Genomic DNA, 17,091 nt, shown 5'->3' with positions numbered 1-17,091 from the left:
AGCGTCGCCCGTCGGCAGCGTCGCCCGTCGGCAGCGCACGCGCGTCAGGCGGTGGCGACCACGGCCTCCCACGCGACGGTCTCGCCGTAGCTGCGCTTGCTGAACGGCTCGAGCCCGGCGGGCCAGGTCGGTTCCGGCGATCGCTTGCTGCGTTCGACGATCACGACGGCGTCGCGCGTCAGCCGGGGGACGAGCGCGTCGAGCACCTCGGCGATCTCGGACTCCGTGACGTCGTACGGCGGGTCGATGAACACCAGGTCGAACGTCCGGACGGTCCCGCGGAGGAACCCCAGGGCCGGCTGCGCGTGCACGTCGATGCGGACACCTGGGACCCGCTGCTGCACGGTGCGCGCGTTCTCGCGACAGACCATCGCGGCAGCAGCAGCCCGGTCCACCAGGACCACCTCGACCGCACCGCGCGACGCGGCTTCGAGCCCGAGCGCACCCGTCCCCGCGTAGAGGTCGGCCACGGCGATGTCGTCGACGAGCCCGCGCGACTCGAGCGAGGAGAACAGTGCTTCGCGCACCCGGTCGCTCGTCGGTCGGGTGCCCGACTTCGGCACCCGGAGCGTCGTGGAACCGGCGGCGCCGGCGATGATGCGGGTCATGCAGCAACCGTAGCGGCCACCAGGTCGCGTTCCGACGTTCTCCACAGGTCGTCCTGGAGGCTCGGTGCACGTCGGTCGTGCCGGGTACCGTTGCCGTGTGGTCACCTCAGGATCCGCCGCGCCGGCCGCCCCGTCCGACCTGCAGTGGGGTCCGGCGCCGCTGGACACGAAGCTCGCGAACGTGCTCGGCGGCCGCACCGCCAAGGCGGTCGAGAAGGCGTTCGGGTACCGCACGGTGGGGGAGTTCCTCGAGCACGCTCCGCGTCGCTACGCCGAGCGCGGTGCCCTGACGGCGCTCGACTCGCTCGCCATCGGGGAATCGGTGACGATCGTCGCCGAGGTCGTCGACGTCCGCGAACGCACGATGCGCCAGCGCAGGGGCTCCATCCTCGAAGCGAAGATCGGCGACGGCAAGGGCCTGCTGACGCTGACGTTCTTCAACCAGGGGTGGCGGACGAAGGACCTCGTCGTCGGCGCCCGCGGGATCTTCGCGGGCAAGGTCGGCGACTACCGCGGTGCCCGGCAGCTCGCGCACCCCGACTACGAACTCTTCGACGCGGACGACCCCCGTGCGACCGCCGACCCCGGGTCCGAGGAAGCGATCCGGTTCTCCCGGCAGCCGATCCCGATCTACCCGGCCACCGCGTCGCTGTCTTCGTGGCAGATCGCGAAGGCCATGGCGGTGGTGCTCGACACCCTGCCGGACATCGCCGACCCGATCCCGTCCGGCGTCAGGACCCGACTCGACCTGGTGCCGTTCCGCCGCGCGCTCGAACTGCTGCACCGCCCGGAGAAGGTGTCCGACTTCAAGCGTGCGCAGGACGCCCTCCGCTACCGAGAGGCGTTCGTGCTGCAGACCGCCCTGGTGCAGCGCCGCATCGCCGCACGTGCGACCGCCTCGACCCCGCGGACCGCGTCACCTGGTGGGATCCTCGAGCGCTTCGACGCGACGCTGCCGTTCACCCTGACGGACGACCAGCGTGCCGTCGGCGACGAGATCGCGCACGACCTGACGGAGTCGTGGCCGATGCACCGTCTGGTCCAGGGCGAGGTCGGCTCCGGCAAGACCCTCGTCGCCATCCGCGCGATGCTGACGGTCGCGGAGTCCGGCGGGCAGTCGGCCCTCATCGCCCCGACCGAGGTCCTGGCGGCGCAGCACCTGCGGTCGATCGTGAAGTTCCTCGGCCCCGACCTCGCCGCCGAACTCCGGCCGGTCATCCTCACCGGGTCGCAGTCCACCGACGAACGCCGTCGTGCGCTCCTCGCGGCGGCGTCCGGCAGCTCCCGGCTCGTCGTCGGCACGCACGCGCTGCTCGGCGACAAGGTGGACTTCGCCGAGCTCGGCCTCGTGGTCGTCGACGAGCAGCACCGGTTCGGTGTCGAGCAGCGTGAGGCCCTCCGCACCAAGGGCGAGCGGCCGCCGCACGTACTCGTCCTCACCGCCACACCGATCCCGCGCACCGTCGCGATGACCGTCTTCGGCGACCTCGACGTCTCCACGATCGCCGGCATGCCATCGGGCCGCGCGGGGGTGGAGACCTTCACGGTGGGGCTCGCCGAGCACCCCGGGTGGGAGTCGCGGATCTGGACGCGAATGGCCGAGGAACTCGGCGCCGGTCGGCAGGCCTTCGTGGTCTGCCCGGCGATCGACGACGCCCACGCCGAGGACGACGGCGAGCCGGAAGTCGACGCGGATGACGACACACCGAAGCGTGGGCCTGCCACGGTGCTCGCGACGGCGGAACGGATGCGCACGATGCCGGTCCTCGACGGCCGCCGGATCGAGGTCCTGCACGGCCGGATGACCGGCGACGAGAAGGACCGTGTGATGACGGCGTTCGCGGCCGGCCAGATCGACGTCCTGGTCGCGACCACCGTGATCGAGGTCGGTGTCGACGTGCCGAACGCGTCGATGATGGCGATCCTCGACGCCGACCGGTTCGGCGTCTCCCAGCTCCACCAGCTGCGCGGGCGCATCGGTCGTGGGCAGTACGCGGGCGTGTGCCTGCTCGTCACCACCGCCGAGCTCGAGACCACCTCGCGCGAGCGAGTCGATGCGGTGGAAGGGTCCGACGACGGCTTCGAGCTCGCCCGCGTGGACCTCGAGCTCCGCCGCGAAGGCGACGTGCTGGGGGAGCGGCAGTCCGGCGGCCGGTCGTCCCTCAACTTGCTCCGGGTCGTGCGGGACGCCGACATCATCGTCGACGCGCGGGAAGAAGCGGAACGACTGCTCGGGATCGACCCGACGCTCGACGGGCAGCCCGAGCTCCGAGACGCCCTCGCCCGGCGTCTGGACGAGTCCGACGCGGCCTTCCTCGGCAAGAACTGAACCGGCGGCTGGGCAGGTATCGTCGCGGGTATGACGCAGATCGCGGTCGTCCCCGGCTCCTTCGACCCCGTGACCCTCGGGCACCTCGACGTGATCGGTCGGGCGGCAGGACTCTTCGACGAGGTCCACGTCCTCGTCGTGCACAACCCCGACAAGAAGACCGCGATGTTCGACGCCGTCGATCGTGTCCGGCTGATCGAGGAGTCGTTGGCCGAGACCGATGCGCCGGCGAACATCCGGGTCGGGGAGTGGACCGCCGGACTCCTCGTCGACTACTGCCGGCAGGTCGGCGCGACGGTCCTGGTGAAGGGCGTCCGCTCGGGCGAGGACGTCGCGTACGAGACCCCGATGGCGATCATGAACCGGCACCTCGCCGACGTCGAGACGGTGTTCCTGCTGCCCGAGGCATCGCGTGCCCACGTCTCGAGTTCGCTGATCCGGCAGGTGGCGACGCTCGGCGGAGACGTGTCGCCGTACGTGCCCGCCGTGGTGGACGACGCACTCCGGAACGCCGTCGGCTGAGACGACACGGCATCGCGCTCCTCGACGTCAGCCGTCGTCCGCGCTAGGATGGTCGATCGTGTCTTCCCCCGTGAACAGCCCCTACGCCCTGCGCGTGCGTGACCTCGCGCACCGCCCGGGCGAGATGCGCGAGCACACGCTCGACATCACCGTCCCCGAGGCCCTCGGGGCAGGGGTCGTGGCCGTTCGCGAGGGCGCTCCGATCCACATCGAGCTCCGGCTCGAGGGCCTCCACGAGGGCGTGCTCGTCTCCGGGCACGCTTCCGCAGAGGCCACCGGGCAGTGCTCGCGCTGCCTCATCGACATCAGCGAACCGGTCGAAGTCGATTTCGCCGAGCTGTTCGCGTATGATGCCTCGGAGGATTTCGACTTCCATGTTCACGAAGACCACGTGGATTCTGAACCGGTCGTTCGAGACGCGGTGGTGCTGTCACTGCCGTTCCAGCCGGTCTGCCGACCGGACTGCCCAGGACTCGACCCGGTGACGGGCGAGCGCCTGGCAGACACGGGGCGTACGGCTCCCGAGCCGACGGATCCCCGCTGGGCTGCGCTCGACGGACTGACGTTCGACGAGAACGACAGCTGAAGTCCGAGAACGACAGCTGAAGACCGAGCACGGCGCTCACAGCACCTCCACCGACTGACCACCGACCAACCGAAAGAGAACCACCATGGCCGTTCCCAAGCGCAAGCAATCCCGTGCCAACACGCACGCCCGTCGTTCGCAGTGGAAGGCCGCGCCGGTCCAGCTCGTGAAGACGATCGAGAACGGCAAGGTCACCTACAGCCTCCCGCACCGCGCGAAGGTCGTCGAGGACTCGGCCGGCACCGCCCTGTACATGGAGTACAAGGGCCGCAAGGTCGCCGACGTCTGATTCGGTAGCACGCATGGCAGCGACGTCCGGCTCCACGGGGTCCAACCCCGCGGGGTCGGACGTCGCTCGTCTGCGTGCACTGCTCCGGGTCGACGTGTCCCCGGAGCTGCTCCAGCTCGCCCTGACGCACCGCTCGTTCGCGTACGAGCACGGCGGCATCGGGCACAACGAACGCCTCGAGTTCCTCGGTGACTCCATCCTCGGCCAAGCCGTGACGGTGAAGCTCTACCGCGACTTCCCGGATCTCGACGAAGGCGACCTGGCCAAGCGCCGGGCGAGCCTCGTCTCGACGGTGGCCCTCGCGGAGATCGCCCGGCTCAACGGCCTCGGCGCCTACCTGCGGCTCGGCAAGGGCGAGGAACTGACCGGCGGCCGCGACAAGTCGTCGATCCTCGCCGACACCGTCGAAGCCGTCATCGGCGCGACGTACCTCTCCGCCGGACCGGACGAAGCGACCGCGCTCGTCCTGCGCCTCGTGGAGCCGCTGCTCATCGACCCCGACCGGTTCGGTGCCGCGATGGACCCGAAGACGAGCCTGCAGGAGCTCGCGTCGTCGCTGGCCCTCGGCAACCCGGCGTACCGGGTCACCGAAGAGGGCCCCGACCACGACAAGACCTTCCACGCCACCGTCGTGCTGCAGGGCGAGGACATCGCCTCTGGCTCCGGGTCGAGCAAGAAGACCGCAGAGATGGCCGCGGCGCTTGATGCCTGGACGCGCCTCTCCGGCCGCAGCACCGACGAAAGCACGACGGCGGCGCCAGACCGCGCGGCAGAGCCCGCCGGTGCCGCAGAGCCCGCCGGGTCCTAGCGCGTGCCCGAACTCCCCGAGGTCGAGGTCGTGCGCGCCGGCCTCGAACCCGCGGTCAGCGGCGCCCGGGTCCTCGCCGTGCACGTCGCCGACGAACGGGCCCTCACGCGCCACGACGGCCCCGCCGAGGACTTCGCACACCGACTGACCGGCAGGACCATCGCCGCCGCCGTCCGCCGTGGCAAGTTCATCTGGCTCCCGCTCGCCGAACCGGGCGCCGACGGCCGGGCAGAGGCACTCGTGGCACACCTCGGCATGAGCGGACAGATCCTGCTCGGCCGCGACCGTCCAGCGGCGAAGCACCGCCGCATCGTCATCGACGTCCAGCCGGGCGGGTCGGACCGCGACGGCACGCCGGAGTCTCCCGTCGAGCTCGAGTTCGTGGACCAGCGCACGTTCGGCTCGATGGCGATCGACGCGATGGTGCCCACGATCGACGGCGCCCCGGCAGGGTTCGCCGGCGTCGTGGACGACCGACAGCCCGATGCCCCGTGGCGTCGGAGCATCCCGACCCAGGTGTCCCACATCGCCCGCGACCCGCTCGACCCCGCGTTCGACGACGACCGGTTCGTGCAGATGGCGAGGAAGCGTTCCAGCGGCATCAAGCGGGTGCTGCTCGACCAGGGCGTCGTGAGCGGCATCGGCAACATCTACGCCGACGAGTCGCTGTGGGCCGCGAAGCTCCACTACGACCGGCCGGCGGACCGTCTTCCGCGGGCATCGGTGCTGCTGCTCCTCCACGAGGTCCGCAGCGTGCTCGCGCGTGCACTCGAGGACGGTGGCACGAGCTTCGACGCCCAGTACGTCAACGTGAACGGGCAGTCCGGTTACTTCTCGCAGCGCCTCAACGTCTACGGGCAGCAGGGGAAGCCGTGCCCGCGGTGCGGCACGACGATCGTGCGCGAGGCGTTCATGAACCGGTCCAGCCACATCTGCCCCGTGTGCCAGCCGCGTCCGCGCGCTCGCAGGCGTTAGCCTGACGCCGAACAGCGAGACACCAGCCAGCGAGCAGCGCGACGAGCGACACACCCGGAGACCGCCATGTACTTGAAGAGCCTGACCATCAAGGGGTTCAAGTCCTTCGCGCAACCGACGACGTTCGCGTTCGAACCAGGGGTGACCTGCATCGTCGGCCCGAACGGCTCCGGCAAGTCCAACGTGGTCGACGCCCTCGCGTGGGTGATGGGGGAGCAGGGGGCGAAGACGCTCCGTGGCGGCAAGATGGAGGACGTCATCTTCGCCGGCACCTCGACCCGTGGCCCGCTCGGCCGGGCACAGGTGCTCCTGACGATCGACAACACCGACGGGCTCCTGCCGATCGACTACAGCGAGGTGACGATCTCCCGCACGCTGTTCCGGAACGGCGGCAGCGAGTACGCCATCAACGGTGAGAACTGCCGGCTGCTCGACGTGCAGGAACTGCTCTCGGACACCGGTCTCGGGCGCGAGATGCACGTCATCGTCGGCCAGGGCCAGCTCGACAAGGTCCTGCACGCCACCCCCGAGGACCGCCGCGGCTTCATCGAGGAGGCGGCCGGCATCCTGAAGCACCGTCGGCGCAAGGAGAAGACCCTCCGGAAGCTCGACGCGATGCAGACGAACCTCACGCGGCTGTCCGACCTCGCCGGCGAGATCCGTCGTCAGCTGAAGCCCCTCGGTCGCCAGGCCGAGGTCGCACGCAAGGCCCAGTCCGTCGCGGCCGTCGCCCGCGACGCCAAGGCCAGGATCCTGGCGGACGACGTCGTCCGCCTGCGCCGCGAGCTGCACGAGCACCAGGAGGTCGAGGCCGGCCGGAAGTCCGAGCGCATCGTCCTCACCGAACGCCTCGACCAGACCCGCGCCCGGCAGCAGCACGTCGAGCAGAGCATGGTCGGCGACGACGTCGACCGCGCCCGCACGGTCGTGCACCGACTGGAGAGCGTGCAGGAACGGCTCCGCGGCCTGTCGAGCCTCGCCAACCAGCGGCTCATGCTCCTCGCACAGCAGTCGGACGCCCCACAGCAGGGCCCCACGATCACCACCGAGCAGGTCGCCGGCGTCCGGGCCGAAGGAGACCGGCTCGACGCCCAGGCCACCGCGATGCAGCAGGGGATGGCAGCAGCCGCCGAGCGGGTCCGGCAGGCCCGTGCGACCCTCGACGCCCTCGACGAGCGGATCGCCGCGCAGGCAGCGCTCGTCTCCCAGCACGACCTCGACGCGCAGCGACTCGCCAGTGCGGTCGACGTGGCACGGTCCAAGCGGGGCTCCGCCGTCGCCGACCGCGAGCGACGGGAGCGCGCGCTCACCGAGGCCGCCGAACGTTCCCGGATCGCCGAGGCGGCCCTCGCGGACGTCGGGACGGACCCGTCGGCGGACACCGACGCCGATGCCCTGCAGGCTGCGCTCGACGCCGCGCGCGAGCGGCTCGAACGGACGCAGACCGCCCGCGACGAGCTCCGCGACCGGCTGCACGGCATGGAACGCGAGCGGGACGCGCTCGAGGCGCGCGTGGCCGCACTCGGCATGTCGATCGACGTCCGCGACGGTTCCCAGGCGCTCATCGAGGCGGGGCGTGCCGGGATCGTCGGCCGGCTCGCCGACCACCTCACCGTCACCTCCGGCTTCGAGGCCGCCATCGCCGCGGCGCTCGACGGACTCGCCGACGCCGTCCTGGCCGAGGACCGCGCAGCTGCCCTCGACGCCGTCGCACACGCCCGCACCGAGGACATCGGCCGCATCGACGTGGTCGTCGCGGACGCCGCAGGGACCGCGGCCGGCTCCTCCGCACCCGCTGGCGTCCGCCGCGCCCTCGACTTGGTCAGCGGCCCGCCCGCGCTGTCCGCGATCCTCGCGGACACGCTGGTCGCCGACTCGGACGACGTCGATCTGGAGGCCGTGCTCACCGCCGCCCCGCAGGCGACGGTCGTGACGCGGTCGGGTGACCTGGTCCGTGCGGTCCGCGTGACCGGCGGCGGTGAGCGGACCACCTCGCGCATCGAGCTCGTCGCGGAACGGGACGACGCGGTGACGCGTCGCGATGCCATCGCGACATCCGCGGCGGAGCTCGCCACGAGCCTCCAGGCCGCTCGCACCGACGTCGACGACGCACGCCGCGCTGCGGAGGACGCGGACCGGACGAGCCGCGCGCACGCCGCTGCGGTGGCGGAGTACGACCGGACGAGCGCGTCGGTCCGGGCGAAGGCGGAGAACGCCCTCGCCGAGGTCGAGCGACTCCGGGCCGCGCTCGGTGAGACGGACGGTGCCGTCGAGTCAGCGGAACGTGTCCTCGCCGAGGCCGAGCAGGCGCAGCAGGAGCACGCGGAGAAGCCGCGACCGACCGTCGACGCCACCGGACGACCGGCGCTGCAGGACGCGCTCGAGGCGGCGCGTGCCGCGGAGATCGAACAGCGCATCCAGATCGACACCGTGCGCGAGCGGGCGCGGGCCGAACGGTCGCGTGCCGACCAGCTCGACCGGCAGCTCGAGGCGGAGCGTGCGGCGGCCGAGGAAGCGGCACGGCTCGCGGTCATCCGACGTGGACAGATGGCGACGGCCGAGAGTGTCCTCGCGGACCTGCCGGAGGTGCTCGGCGCGGTCGACCGCTCGCTGGCCGAGGCGCGCGTGCAACTCGCGACCGCGGAGTCCGAGCGGTCGAAGCGCAACACCGAGCTGCAGACGATCCGGAACGAGGAACGCGAGCTCCGCGACCGGCTGCAGTCGATCACCGACGGTGTGCACTCGCTCGAGATGGAGATCTACGAGAAGAAGCTCCACGTGTCCGGCGTGCTCGACCGGGCGCAGAGCGAGCTCGGGCTCGTCGAGGCCGTCCTGGTGGCGGAGTACGGGCCCGACGTGCCCGTGCCCGTCGACGTGCTCATCGACCCCCGGGTGCTCGCGCGGAAGCACCGGGATGCCGCACGGGCGGCCGCCGCCGCAGCCGCGGTCGCTCCGGACGAGGACGTCGACGCGGACTCCCTCGACTCCGCCGACGTGGACTCCGTGGACGTGGACGTGGACGTGGACGTGGACGTCCCCGAGCTCGTCGACGCCGAGTCGACCCTGCCCGGCGGCCCCGCGCTGCCCGAGTTCGACGCGACCGAGGACGTCGACCTCACCGACGTCGAGACGGTGCCCTACGTGCGCGCCGAACAGGAGCGCCGGCTGAAGGCGGCCGAACGCGACCTCGGTCAGCTCGGCAAGGTCAACCCGCTCGCGCTCGAGGAGTTCCAGGCGCTCGAGCAGCGGCACGCGTTCCTCGCCGAGCAGCTCGAGGACCTGCAGAAGACCCGCACCGACCTCATGACGATCATCGAGGAGCTCGACTCGAAGATGCAGACCATCTTCGAGTCGGCGTTCAACGACACCCGCGAGGCCTTCGACGTCATCTTCCCGATCCTCTTCCCCGGTGGGTCCGGGTCGATCACGCTGACCGACCCCACCGACCTGCTCGGGACGGGGATCGACGTGCAGGTGAAGCCGGCAGGCAAGAAGATCGACCGGCTGACGCTGCTGTCGGGCGGCGAGCGGTCCCTGGCGGCGGTGGCGCTCCTCGTGGCGATCTTCACCGCGAGGCCCTCGCCGTTCTACATCATGGACGAGGTCGAGGCGGCGCTCGACGACGCGAACCTCGGGCGGCTACTGACCGTGTTCGAACGACTCCGCGAGGCCTCGCAGCTCATCGTGATCACGCACCAGAAGCGCACGATGGAGATCGCCGACGCGCTGTACGGCGTCTCCATGCGGCAGGACGGCGTCTCGGCCGTGGTCGGCCAGCGCGTCCAGCGTCGCGACGCCGCGTAGCGCCTGCCCGCGGGCGCCGGCTGCCCGGCTGCCCGGCTACCCGCGGGGGAGTACCGCGAAAGCGACAGTTCCCCGCTGGACTCCGGCGGGGAACTGTCGCTTTCGCGGCTACTTCGCGGCTACTTCGCGTCGGCCTCGGCGGCGACCGTGGGCTGCGAGCCCGTCGGGGTCAGGCCGCGCGCACGGCGCTTGTTCGAGACCACGAGGGACGCGACCGTCGCGACCGCGATCGTCAGCATGATGAACCCGAGCGAGAACCAGATCGGGATCTCCGGCGCCCACTCGATGTGCTCGCCGCCGTTGATGAACGGCAGCTCGTTGACGTGCATGGCGTGGAACACGAGCTTCACGCCGATGAACCCGAGGATGACGGCGAGCCCCTGGCCGAGGTAGATGAGCCGCTCGAGCAGTCCCGCGATGAGGAAGTAGAGCTGTCGGAGCCCGAGGAGCGAGAACGCGTTCGCGGTGAAGACGATGAAGGCGTCCTGCGTCAGACCGAAGATCGCGGGGATCGAGTCGAGCGCGAACAGCACGTCGGTGAGGCCGATGGCGACCATGACGAGCAGCATCGGGGTGAACAGCCGCTTGCCGTCGACCTTCGTGGTCAGGCGGTCACCGTCGTAGTGGTCCGACGTCGGGATGACGCGCTTGAGGATCCGGATGAGGCGGGAATCGCCCTCGTCTGCGCCGTGGTCGTTCCCACTGCGGGCCTGGGACCACGCGAGCCAGAACAGCAGCGCCCCGAACAGGTAGAACACCCACGAGAAGTTGTCGATGATCGTGACGCCGAGCGCGATGAACAGACCACGGGCCACGAGGGCGATCGCGACACCGACGAGGAGGACCTTCTGCTGGAACTCCTTCGGCACCGCGAACGACGACATGATGATGAGGAAGACGAACAGGTTGTCGACCGACAGGGCCTTCTCCGTCAGCCACCCGGCGAAGTACTCACCGCCGGCCTGGTGGCCGCCCAAGACCCAGATCCCGATGCCGAACACGATCGCCAGGGCGATGTACACGACGGACCAGAACGCGGACTCGCGGATGTGGGGGACGTGCGGCTTGCGCACGTGCGAGAAGAAGTCGAACACCAGCAGGCCGAGGATGCCGGCGATGGTGATGATCCAGACGAGGAACGGGACGTCCAAGGAGTTTCCCTTCAGGGGGCGTACCGGGTACGCCGAGGCCTGAAGGTCTCTTCCGCCGCGACCTGCTGCAACCGATCGCGACCGGCGCCCCGGGTCCGGATCGTTCCGGACCGTACTGACGGGGTCACCGAGAGGGAATACTCCCCTTCGTGTGGCCGAGCATACCGGGGACCGGCATCAGCCGCCGCGCCCTAAGCTGGGAACATGGCGAGTTCCTGGTCACTGTCCTCCCGGCTGCGCGGGCTCTTCCAGCGGAAGACCATCGACGAGACGACGTGGGACGACCTCGAGACGGCCTTGATCGGCGCTGACTTCGGCCCGGACATCTCCGAGGAGATCATCGAGGACCTGCACGCCCGCGTCGACCGCTACGGCACGACCGACCCCGCCGACCTGCAGCGCATGCTCCGCGAGGTGCTCGAGGAACGGCTCTCGAAGCTCGACACCACCCTGAAGCTCAGCGCGCGTCCCGCGGTGGTCCTGGTCGTCGGCGTGAACGGCGTCGGCAAGACGACCACGATCGGCAAGTTCGCCAAGTTCCTGAAGACCTACGACCGGACGGTGCTCGTCGGCGCGGCGGACACCTTCCGTGCGGCGGCGGTCGAGCAGGTCGCGACGTGGGCCCAGCGTGCGGGGGTCGACGTTGTCCGCCCCGCCCAGCCCGGCCAGGACCCGGCGTCGGTGGCGTACCAGACCGTCGAGAAGGCCATGCGAGAGGGCACCGAGATCGTGGTCATCGACACCGCGGGTCGTCTGCACACCAAGGCCGGCCTGATGGACGAGCTCGGCAAGATCAAGCGCGTCGTCGAGAAGCAGACCGAGATCTCCGAGGTCCTGCTCGTGCTCGACGCGACGACCGGGCAGAACGGGCTCGCGCAGGCGCAGGCCTTCATCGAGGGCGCCGGTGTGACCGGGCTCGTCATCACGAAGCTCGACGGCTCCGCGAAGGCCGGGTTCGTGCTGAGCGTGCAGGAGAAGACGGGCATCCCGATCAAGCTGATCGGGCAGGGCGAGGGCATCAACGACCTGACCGGTTTCACCCCGCACGTCTTCGTGCAGAACCTCGTCGGCTGATTCCGGGTACCGTCTCGGCAGTACAGGGATCGTCCAGGTACACGGAAGGAGCCCTCACATGCCCGCACTCCTGATCATCGCGATCGTCGTCGGCCTCGTCCTGCTCTTCAGCGGCATCTTCGTCGGTGCACTGAAGTTCCTGCTCTGGGTCGGCATCGTCCTCATCATCCTCGCCGTCATCGGCTGGCTGCTGCGGAGCATCCGCGGTCGCGCGTAGCAAGCAGCGTGCCCTGAACGGGCACCACGCAGACGGGAGGCCCGTCACCAGCTGGTGACGGGCCTCCCGCGCGCGCTCCGCATGTTGCGACGCGCCAGCGGCGCGCGGCGCCAGCGCCGACCGAGCCTGCGAGGTCGGTTCGATGGTTGCGCTAGACCGCCTGGCGGCCGACCGGGGCGTCCACCAGGTGCGCGAGGTGCGCCGGCACCGTGCCGCCGCGCGCGACGGTCGCGCGGGCCCAGAGCCGTCCGGCACGGTACGAGGACCGGACCAGCGGACCGGCGAGGACCCCCGCGAAACCCATGTCCTCGGCGAGTTCGCGGAGCTCGACGAACTCCTCGGGCTTGACCCACCGTGCGACCGGCAGGTGCCGGGGTGACGGACGGAGGTACTGCGTGAGCGTGATGATGTCGGTGCCGGCGTCGTACAGCTGCCGGAGGGCGTCCTCGATCTCGGCACGTTCCTCGCCCATGCCGAGGATGAGGTTCGACTTCGTCACGAGGCCCGCGTCGCGCCCCTGCGTGATGACGTCGAGCGAGCGCTCGAACCGGAAGGCCGGACGGATGCGTTTGAAGATGCGGGGGACCGTCTCGACGTTGTGCGCGAAGACCTCCGGGCGCGCGTCGAACACCTGGCCGAGCTGGTCAGGGCGTCCGTTGAAGTCCGGCACGAGGATCTCGACGCCGGTGCCGGGGGAGTGCTCGTGGATCGCCCGGATGGTCTCCGCGTAGAGCCATGCCCCGCCGTCGTCGAGGTCGTCGCGTGCGACACCGGTGACCGTGGCGTAGCGCAGGCCCATGCTGGCGACGGAGTCCGCGACGCGTCGGGGCTCGTCACGGTCGAGCGGCTCGGGCTTGCCGGTGTCGATCTGGCAGAAGTCGCACCGGCGGGTGCACTGGGCACCGCCGATGAGGAACGTCGCCTCCCGGTCCTCCCAGCACTCGAAGATGTTCGGGCACCCGGCCTCCTGACAGACGGTGTGCAGCTGCTCGGCCTTGACCAGGGCGGAGACCTCCTTGAACTCCGGACCCTGGGTCGCGCGGGTCTTGATCCACGCGGGCTTCGTCTCGATCGGTGTCTCGGCGTTCCTGGCCTCGACGCGGAGCATGCGGCGGCCTTCTGGAGCGAGGGTCATGCGGGGATCCGTTCGGCTGTGCTGATGACGGCGCCGCTGATGCGTGCGCCGGTGTGCATGCCGTCGAGCGCGTCCTGGACTCGACGTGCGACGGTGTCGGCGATGTCGTCGACGGTCACGGTTCGCGCTGCCGCCGCGCCGAGGGTGGTCACGCCGGCGTCGGCGATCCCGCACGGCACGATCGCGGCGTACGCGTCGAGCGCGTTGCCGCAGTTGATCGCGATGCCGTGGCTCGTGACGCCCTCCGCGACGTGCAGGCCGATCGCGCCGACCTTGTCGAACGTGCCGGCCTTGTCGAACCTGCTGGCCGGATTCCTGACCCAGGCGCCGCTGCGACCGTCGACCCGTTCGGCGACGACCCCGACGGAGGCTGCGGCGTCGATGATGACCTGCTCGAGGTCGCGCACCCACGCCACGACGTCGAGGGGGTCGGCGAGCCGGACGACCGGGTAGGCGACGAGCTGCCCGGGGCCGTGCCAGGTGATGCGTCCGCCCCGGTCGACCTCGACCACGGGGGAGCCGTCCGTCGGCAGGTCGGACCGCTCGGTGCGTCGACCGGCCGTGTACACGGAGGGGTGCTCGCAGAGGACGAGTGCCCCGGGGGAGCGGCCAGCGACGACGTCGGCGTGGAGCGCTCGCTGCAGTGCGAGCCCCTCGGCGTAGTCGAGCAGTCCGGGCGGACGGAGGACCTCGAGTTCCGGCATGTTCCGAGCGTACGACGTTTCTGGACTCCGTCCAACAAGTCCGTGTCGGCGTGACAGGACGCTGCAGAACGGGGCCTGTAGAATCGTCGGATCATGGCGCAATTCGGATCCCTCTCTGATCGGCTGACCGAGACCTTCCGCAACCTGCGGACGAAGGGACGGCTCTCCCCGTCGGACGTGGACGGCACCGTCCGCGAGATCCGCCGGGCACTCCTCGACGCGGACGTCGCGCTCGAGGTCGTCAAGGCGTTCACCGCATCGGTGCGCGAGCGTGCCCTCTCCGACGAGGTCAACCGGGCGCTGAACCCGGCGCAGCAGGTCGTCCAGATCGTCAACGAGGAACTCGTCGGCATCCTCGGCGGCCAGCAGCGGCGGCTCGAGTTCGCGAAGAAGCCGCCGACGGTCATCATGCTCGCGGGTCTGCAGGGTGCCGGCAAGACGACCCTCGCGGGCAAGCTCGGCAAGTGGCTCAAGAAGGACGGCCACACGCCGATGCTCGTCGCGGCGGACCTCCAGCGTCCGAACGCCGTGCAGCAGCTCCAGGTCGTCGGCGAGCAGGCCGGTGTGCACGTCTTCGCGCCGGAGCCCGGCAACGGCGTCGGGGACCCGGTCAAGGTCGCGAAGAACGCGATCAAGGCCGCGGTCGACCAGCAGTACGACACCGTCATCGTGGACACCGCCGGTCGACTCGGTGTCGACGCCGAGCTCATGAAGCAGGCGGCGAACATCCGCAAGGCCGTCGACCCGGACGAGGTCCTCTTCGTGATCGACGCGATGATCGGTCAGGACGCCGTCACCACGGCGCGTGCGTTCCAGGAAGGCGTCGACTTCACCGGTGTCGTCCTGTCGAAGCTCGACGGCGACGCCCGCGGTGGTGCTGCCCTGTCGGTCGCCAGCGTCACCGGGCGCCCGATCATGTTCGCGTCCACGGGAGAGTCGCTCGACGACTTCGAGCCGTTCCACCCGGACCGCATGGCGAGCCGCATCCTCGACCTCGGCGACATCCTGTCCCTCATCGAGCAGGCCCAGGGCGCGTTCGACGAGGAAGAAGCGCGCAAGGTCGCGGACAAGATCGCGTCGGACAGCTTCACGCTGAACGACTTCCTGCAGCAGATGCAGCAGCTCCGCAAGGCCGGCTCGATCAAGGGCATGCTCGGCATGCTCCCCGGCGCCAAGCGCATGCGCGAGGCGCTCGACAACTTCGACGAGCGCGAGATCGTCCGCACCGAGGCGATCATCCAGTCGATGACCCCGCAGGAGCGCGAGCTCCCGAAGCTCCTGAACGGCTCGCGTCGGCTCCGCATCGCGCGCGGCGCCGGCTCCACCGTGACCGAGGTCAACCAGCTCGTGAACCGCTTCGAGCAGGCGGCCAAGATGATGAAGACCGTCGCCCGTGGTGGCGTCCCGCAGATGCCCGGCATGGGGCCGATCCCCGGCATGCACGGCGGCAAGAAGCAGCAGCAGGGCGGCGGCAAGAAGAAGAAGGTGGGCAACCCCGCGAAGCGTGCGGCCCTCGCCGCCGGCGCGGCTGCTGCGCCGCAGCAGGCGCCGAAGGGCTCCGGCCTCGGCCTCGGTGGCGGCAAGAACGGCAAGGCGCCCACCGAGGAAGAGCTGGCGAGCCTGCAGAAGTTCCTGGGTCGCTAGTCGCGACCACCTGACGGACGGGAGGCCCGGTGCCAGCTGGCACCGGGCCTCCCGTCCGTATCGGGGCGGCTAGAGGGAGTCGCGCAGCTCCCCGACCAGGTGGCGGACGACCGAGCGCAGGTCGCCGTCGTTCTCCTGCGCGACCTGGAGCTGCCGCTGGTACGACGCGCCGCGCTCGATCATCGTGTCGAGGTGGTGCAGTTCCTGCTGGCAGCCGAGCCGCTCCGCGATCGGGTCCAGTCGCTCGACGAGGTCGTGCACCTCGTCCGTGACGAGCCGTTCGTCGCCGGCGGCGTTCGTGATGATCTCCGCTTCCATGCCGTAGCGGGCCGCGCGCCACTTGTTCTCGCGGATGAACCACGGCTGCATCGTCGGCAGGGTCTCCCCGGCGTCGAGCCGGTCCGAGCAGGCGGTGACGAGGCACTGCACGAGCGCGGTGACGGCACCGACCTCGTGGAGGGTCGAGATGCCGTCGGAGACCCGGTTCTCGAGCGTGCCCCACTGCGGCGACGGGCGGATGTCCCACCGGAGGTCCCCGACGCCCTCGATGACGCCGGTGTGCGTCAGGTCGCCGACGACCTCCTCGAAGTTCGCCCACGCGCCGAGCTGCGGCGGGAGTCCGCCGGTCGGCAGCTGCTGGAACATCAGGGCCCGGTTCGACGCGTACCCGGTGTCGGTCCCGGCCCAGAACGGGCTGGACGCCGTGAACGCCTGGATGTGCGGCACGTAGGCGAGCATCGCGCCGAGGATCGGGAGTGCCTTGTCGCGGTCGTCGATGCCGACGTGGACGTGCACACCCCAGATGAGCATCTGACGGCCCCACCACCTGGTGCGGTCGATGAGTGTCGTGTAGTGCTCGCTGTCGGGGGTGATCTCCTGCTGGTCCCACACCGCGAACGGATGCGTCCCGGAGCACATGACCTGCGCGTCGAGGGGTTCAGCGGCGTCGACGACCTCGCCGATGATGCCGGAGAGCTCGTTCGTCGCGCCCCCGACGGTGTGGTGGACGCCCGTGACGACCTCGACCGTGTTGGTCAGGAGCTCCTCGGTGACCTGTTCGTGCGAGCCGAGCCGCTCGCGGACGGCGGAGATGACCGCTGGGGCTCGTGGGGTCAGGTCGCCGGTGTCGCGGTCGACCAGTGGGAGTTCCCACTCGACGCCGATGGTCGATGCCGGGGACTCGGTGAAGCGGATGTCCATGCTGAACATCCTGCCCGGATCCTTGTCGGACACGCACAAGGAACG

15 protein-coding genes are annotated in these 17,091 nt (G+C 70.4%); 10 read left to right on the top strand and 5 right to left on the bottom strand.

Going from position 1 to position 17,091, the window contains the following annotated elements; translation table 11 throughout:
• Positions 1–44 precede the first annotated feature (44 nt).
• Positions 45–608, bottom strand: a complete 564-nt coding sequence (locus AAEP80_RS14300) for an RsmD family RNA methyltransferase (protein ID WP_420364887.1) — start codon at positions 606–608, stop codon at positions 45–47.
• A gap of 139 nt (positions 609–747) precedes the next feature.
• Between AAEP80_RS14300 and AAEP80_RS14295 the strand changes: the two genes are divergently transcribed.
• From AAEP80_RS14295 to AAEP80_RS14265, 7 genes are all read left to right on the top strand, one after another.
• A complete protein-coding gene (locus tag AAEP80_RS14295; RefSeq protein WP_420366876.1) occupies positions 748–2,937 on the top strand; it encodes an ATP-dependent DNA helicase RecG in 2,190 nt (729 codons plus the stop codon).
• A gap of 30 nt (positions 2,938–2,967) precedes the next feature.
• The gene (coaD, locus tag AAEP80_RS14290) at positions 2,968–3,459 is read left to right on the top strand and encodes a pantetheine-phosphate adenylyltransferase (protein WP_413601671.1); all 492 of its coding nucleotides are present in this window, start codon (positions 2,968–2,970) and stop codon (positions 3,457–3,459) included.
• A gap of 70 nt (positions 3,460–3,529) precedes the next feature.
• Complete coding sequence (locus AAEP80_RS14285; RefSeq protein WP_420366875.1) at positions 3,530–4,045, top strand: YceD family protein; 516 nt, start codon at positions 3,530–3,532, stop codon at positions 4,043–4,045.
• An 85-nt stretch (positions 4,046–4,130) separates the two neighbouring features.
• The gene (gene rpmF / locus AAEP80_RS14280) at positions 4,131–4,334 is read left to right on the top strand and encodes a 50S ribosomal protein L32 (RefSeq protein ID WP_058728177.1); all 204 of its coding nucleotides are present in this window, start codon (positions 4,131–4,133) and stop codon (positions 4,332–4,334) included.
• A gap of 13 nt (positions 4,335–4,347) precedes the next feature.
• Positions 4,348–5,142, top strand: coding sequence for a ribonuclease III (gene rnc, locus AAEP80_RS14275; protein WP_420364886.1), 795 nt, complete (start codon positions 4,348–4,350; stop codon positions 5,140–5,142).
• A gap of 3 nt (positions 5,143–5,145) precedes the next feature.
• Positions 5,146–6,117 carry a bifunctional DNA-formamidopyrimidine glycosylase/DNA-(apurinic or apyrimidinic site) lyase gene (gene mutM, locus AAEP80_RS14270; protein WP_420364885.1) on the top strand — a complete coding sequence of 324 codons (972 nt, stop codon included), beginning with the start codon at positions 5,146–5,148 and terminating at the stop codon, positions 6,115–6,117.
• A gap of 66 nt (positions 6,118–6,183) precedes the next feature.
• Positions 6,184–9,921, top strand: a complete 3,738-nt coding sequence (locus AAEP80_RS14265; RefSeq protein WP_420364884.1) for a chromosome segregation SMC family protein — start codon at positions 6,184–6,186, stop codon at positions 9,919–9,921.
• A gap of 119 nt (positions 9,922–10,040) precedes the next feature.
• Here the strand turns inward: AAEP80_RS14265 and AAEP80_RS14260 are convergent, their stop codons facing one another.
• Positions 10,041–11,072: a TerC family protein gene (locus AAEP80_RS14260; protein ID WP_420364883.1), complete on the bottom strand. Its 1,032-nt coding sequence runs from the start codon at positions 11,070–11,072 to the stop codon at positions 10,041–10,043.
• A 204-nt stretch (positions 11,073–11,276) separates the two neighbouring features.
• On the opposite strand from AAEP80_RS14260, the gene ftsY reads away from it, so the two are divergent.
• Complete coding sequence (gene ftsY / locus AAEP80_RS14255; RefSeq protein WP_281264880.1) at positions 11,277–12,146, top strand: signal recognition particle-docking protein FtsY; 870 nt, start codon at positions 11,277–11,279, stop codon at positions 12,144–12,146.
• 58 nt (positions 12,147–12,204) lie between these two features.
• Positions 12,205–12,363, top strand: coding sequence for a hypothetical protein (locus tag AAEP80_RS14250; protein ID WP_281264879.1), 159 nt, complete (start codon positions 12,205–12,207; stop codon positions 12,361–12,363).
• A gap of 151 nt (positions 12,364–12,514) precedes the next feature.
• On the opposite strand, the gene lipA is transcribed toward AAEP80_RS14250, so the two are convergent.
• Positions 12,515–13,498: a lipoyl synthase gene (gene lipA / locus AAEP80_RS14245; protein WP_420364882.1), complete on the bottom strand. Its 984-nt coding sequence runs from the start codon at positions 13,496–13,498 to the stop codon at positions 12,515–12,517.
• Positions 13,495–14,202 (bottom strand): lipoyl(octanoyl) transferase LipB, encoded by a 708-nt coding sequence (gene lipB / locus AAEP80_RS14240; RefSeq protein WP_420364881.1) that lies wholly within the window; start codon positions 14,200–14,202, stop codon positions 13,495–13,497. The genes lipA and lipB overlap by 4 nt, the downstream gene beginning before the upstream one ends.
• 93 nt (positions 14,203–14,295) lie before the next feature.
• Between lipB and ffh the strand changes: the two genes are divergently transcribed.
• The gene (gene ffh / locus AAEP80_RS14235) at positions 14,296–15,846 is read left to right on the top strand and encodes a signal recognition particle protein (protein WP_420364880.1); all 1,551 of its coding nucleotides are present in this window, start codon (positions 14,296–14,298) and stop codon (positions 15,844–15,846) included.
• A 69-nt stretch (positions 15,847–15,915) separates the two neighbouring features.
• Here ffh and AAEP80_RS14230 read toward each other — a convergent pair whose 3' ends face one another.
• Entirely contained in the window at positions 15,916–17,055 is a 1,140-nt protein-coding gene (locus AAEP80_RS14230) for a glutamate--cysteine ligase (RefSeq protein WP_420364879.1), read from the bottom strand.
• Between the last annotated feature and the right edge of the window lie 36 nt (positions 17,056–17,091).

Origin of the sequence: Curtobacterium sp. L3-7 (assembly GCF_048756585.1) — a bacterium.
GTDB lineage: Bacteria > Actinomycetota > Actinomycetes > Actinomycetales > Microbacteriaceae > Curtobacterium.
This window is presented reverse-complemented; position numbering and strand designations above follow the sequence as displayed.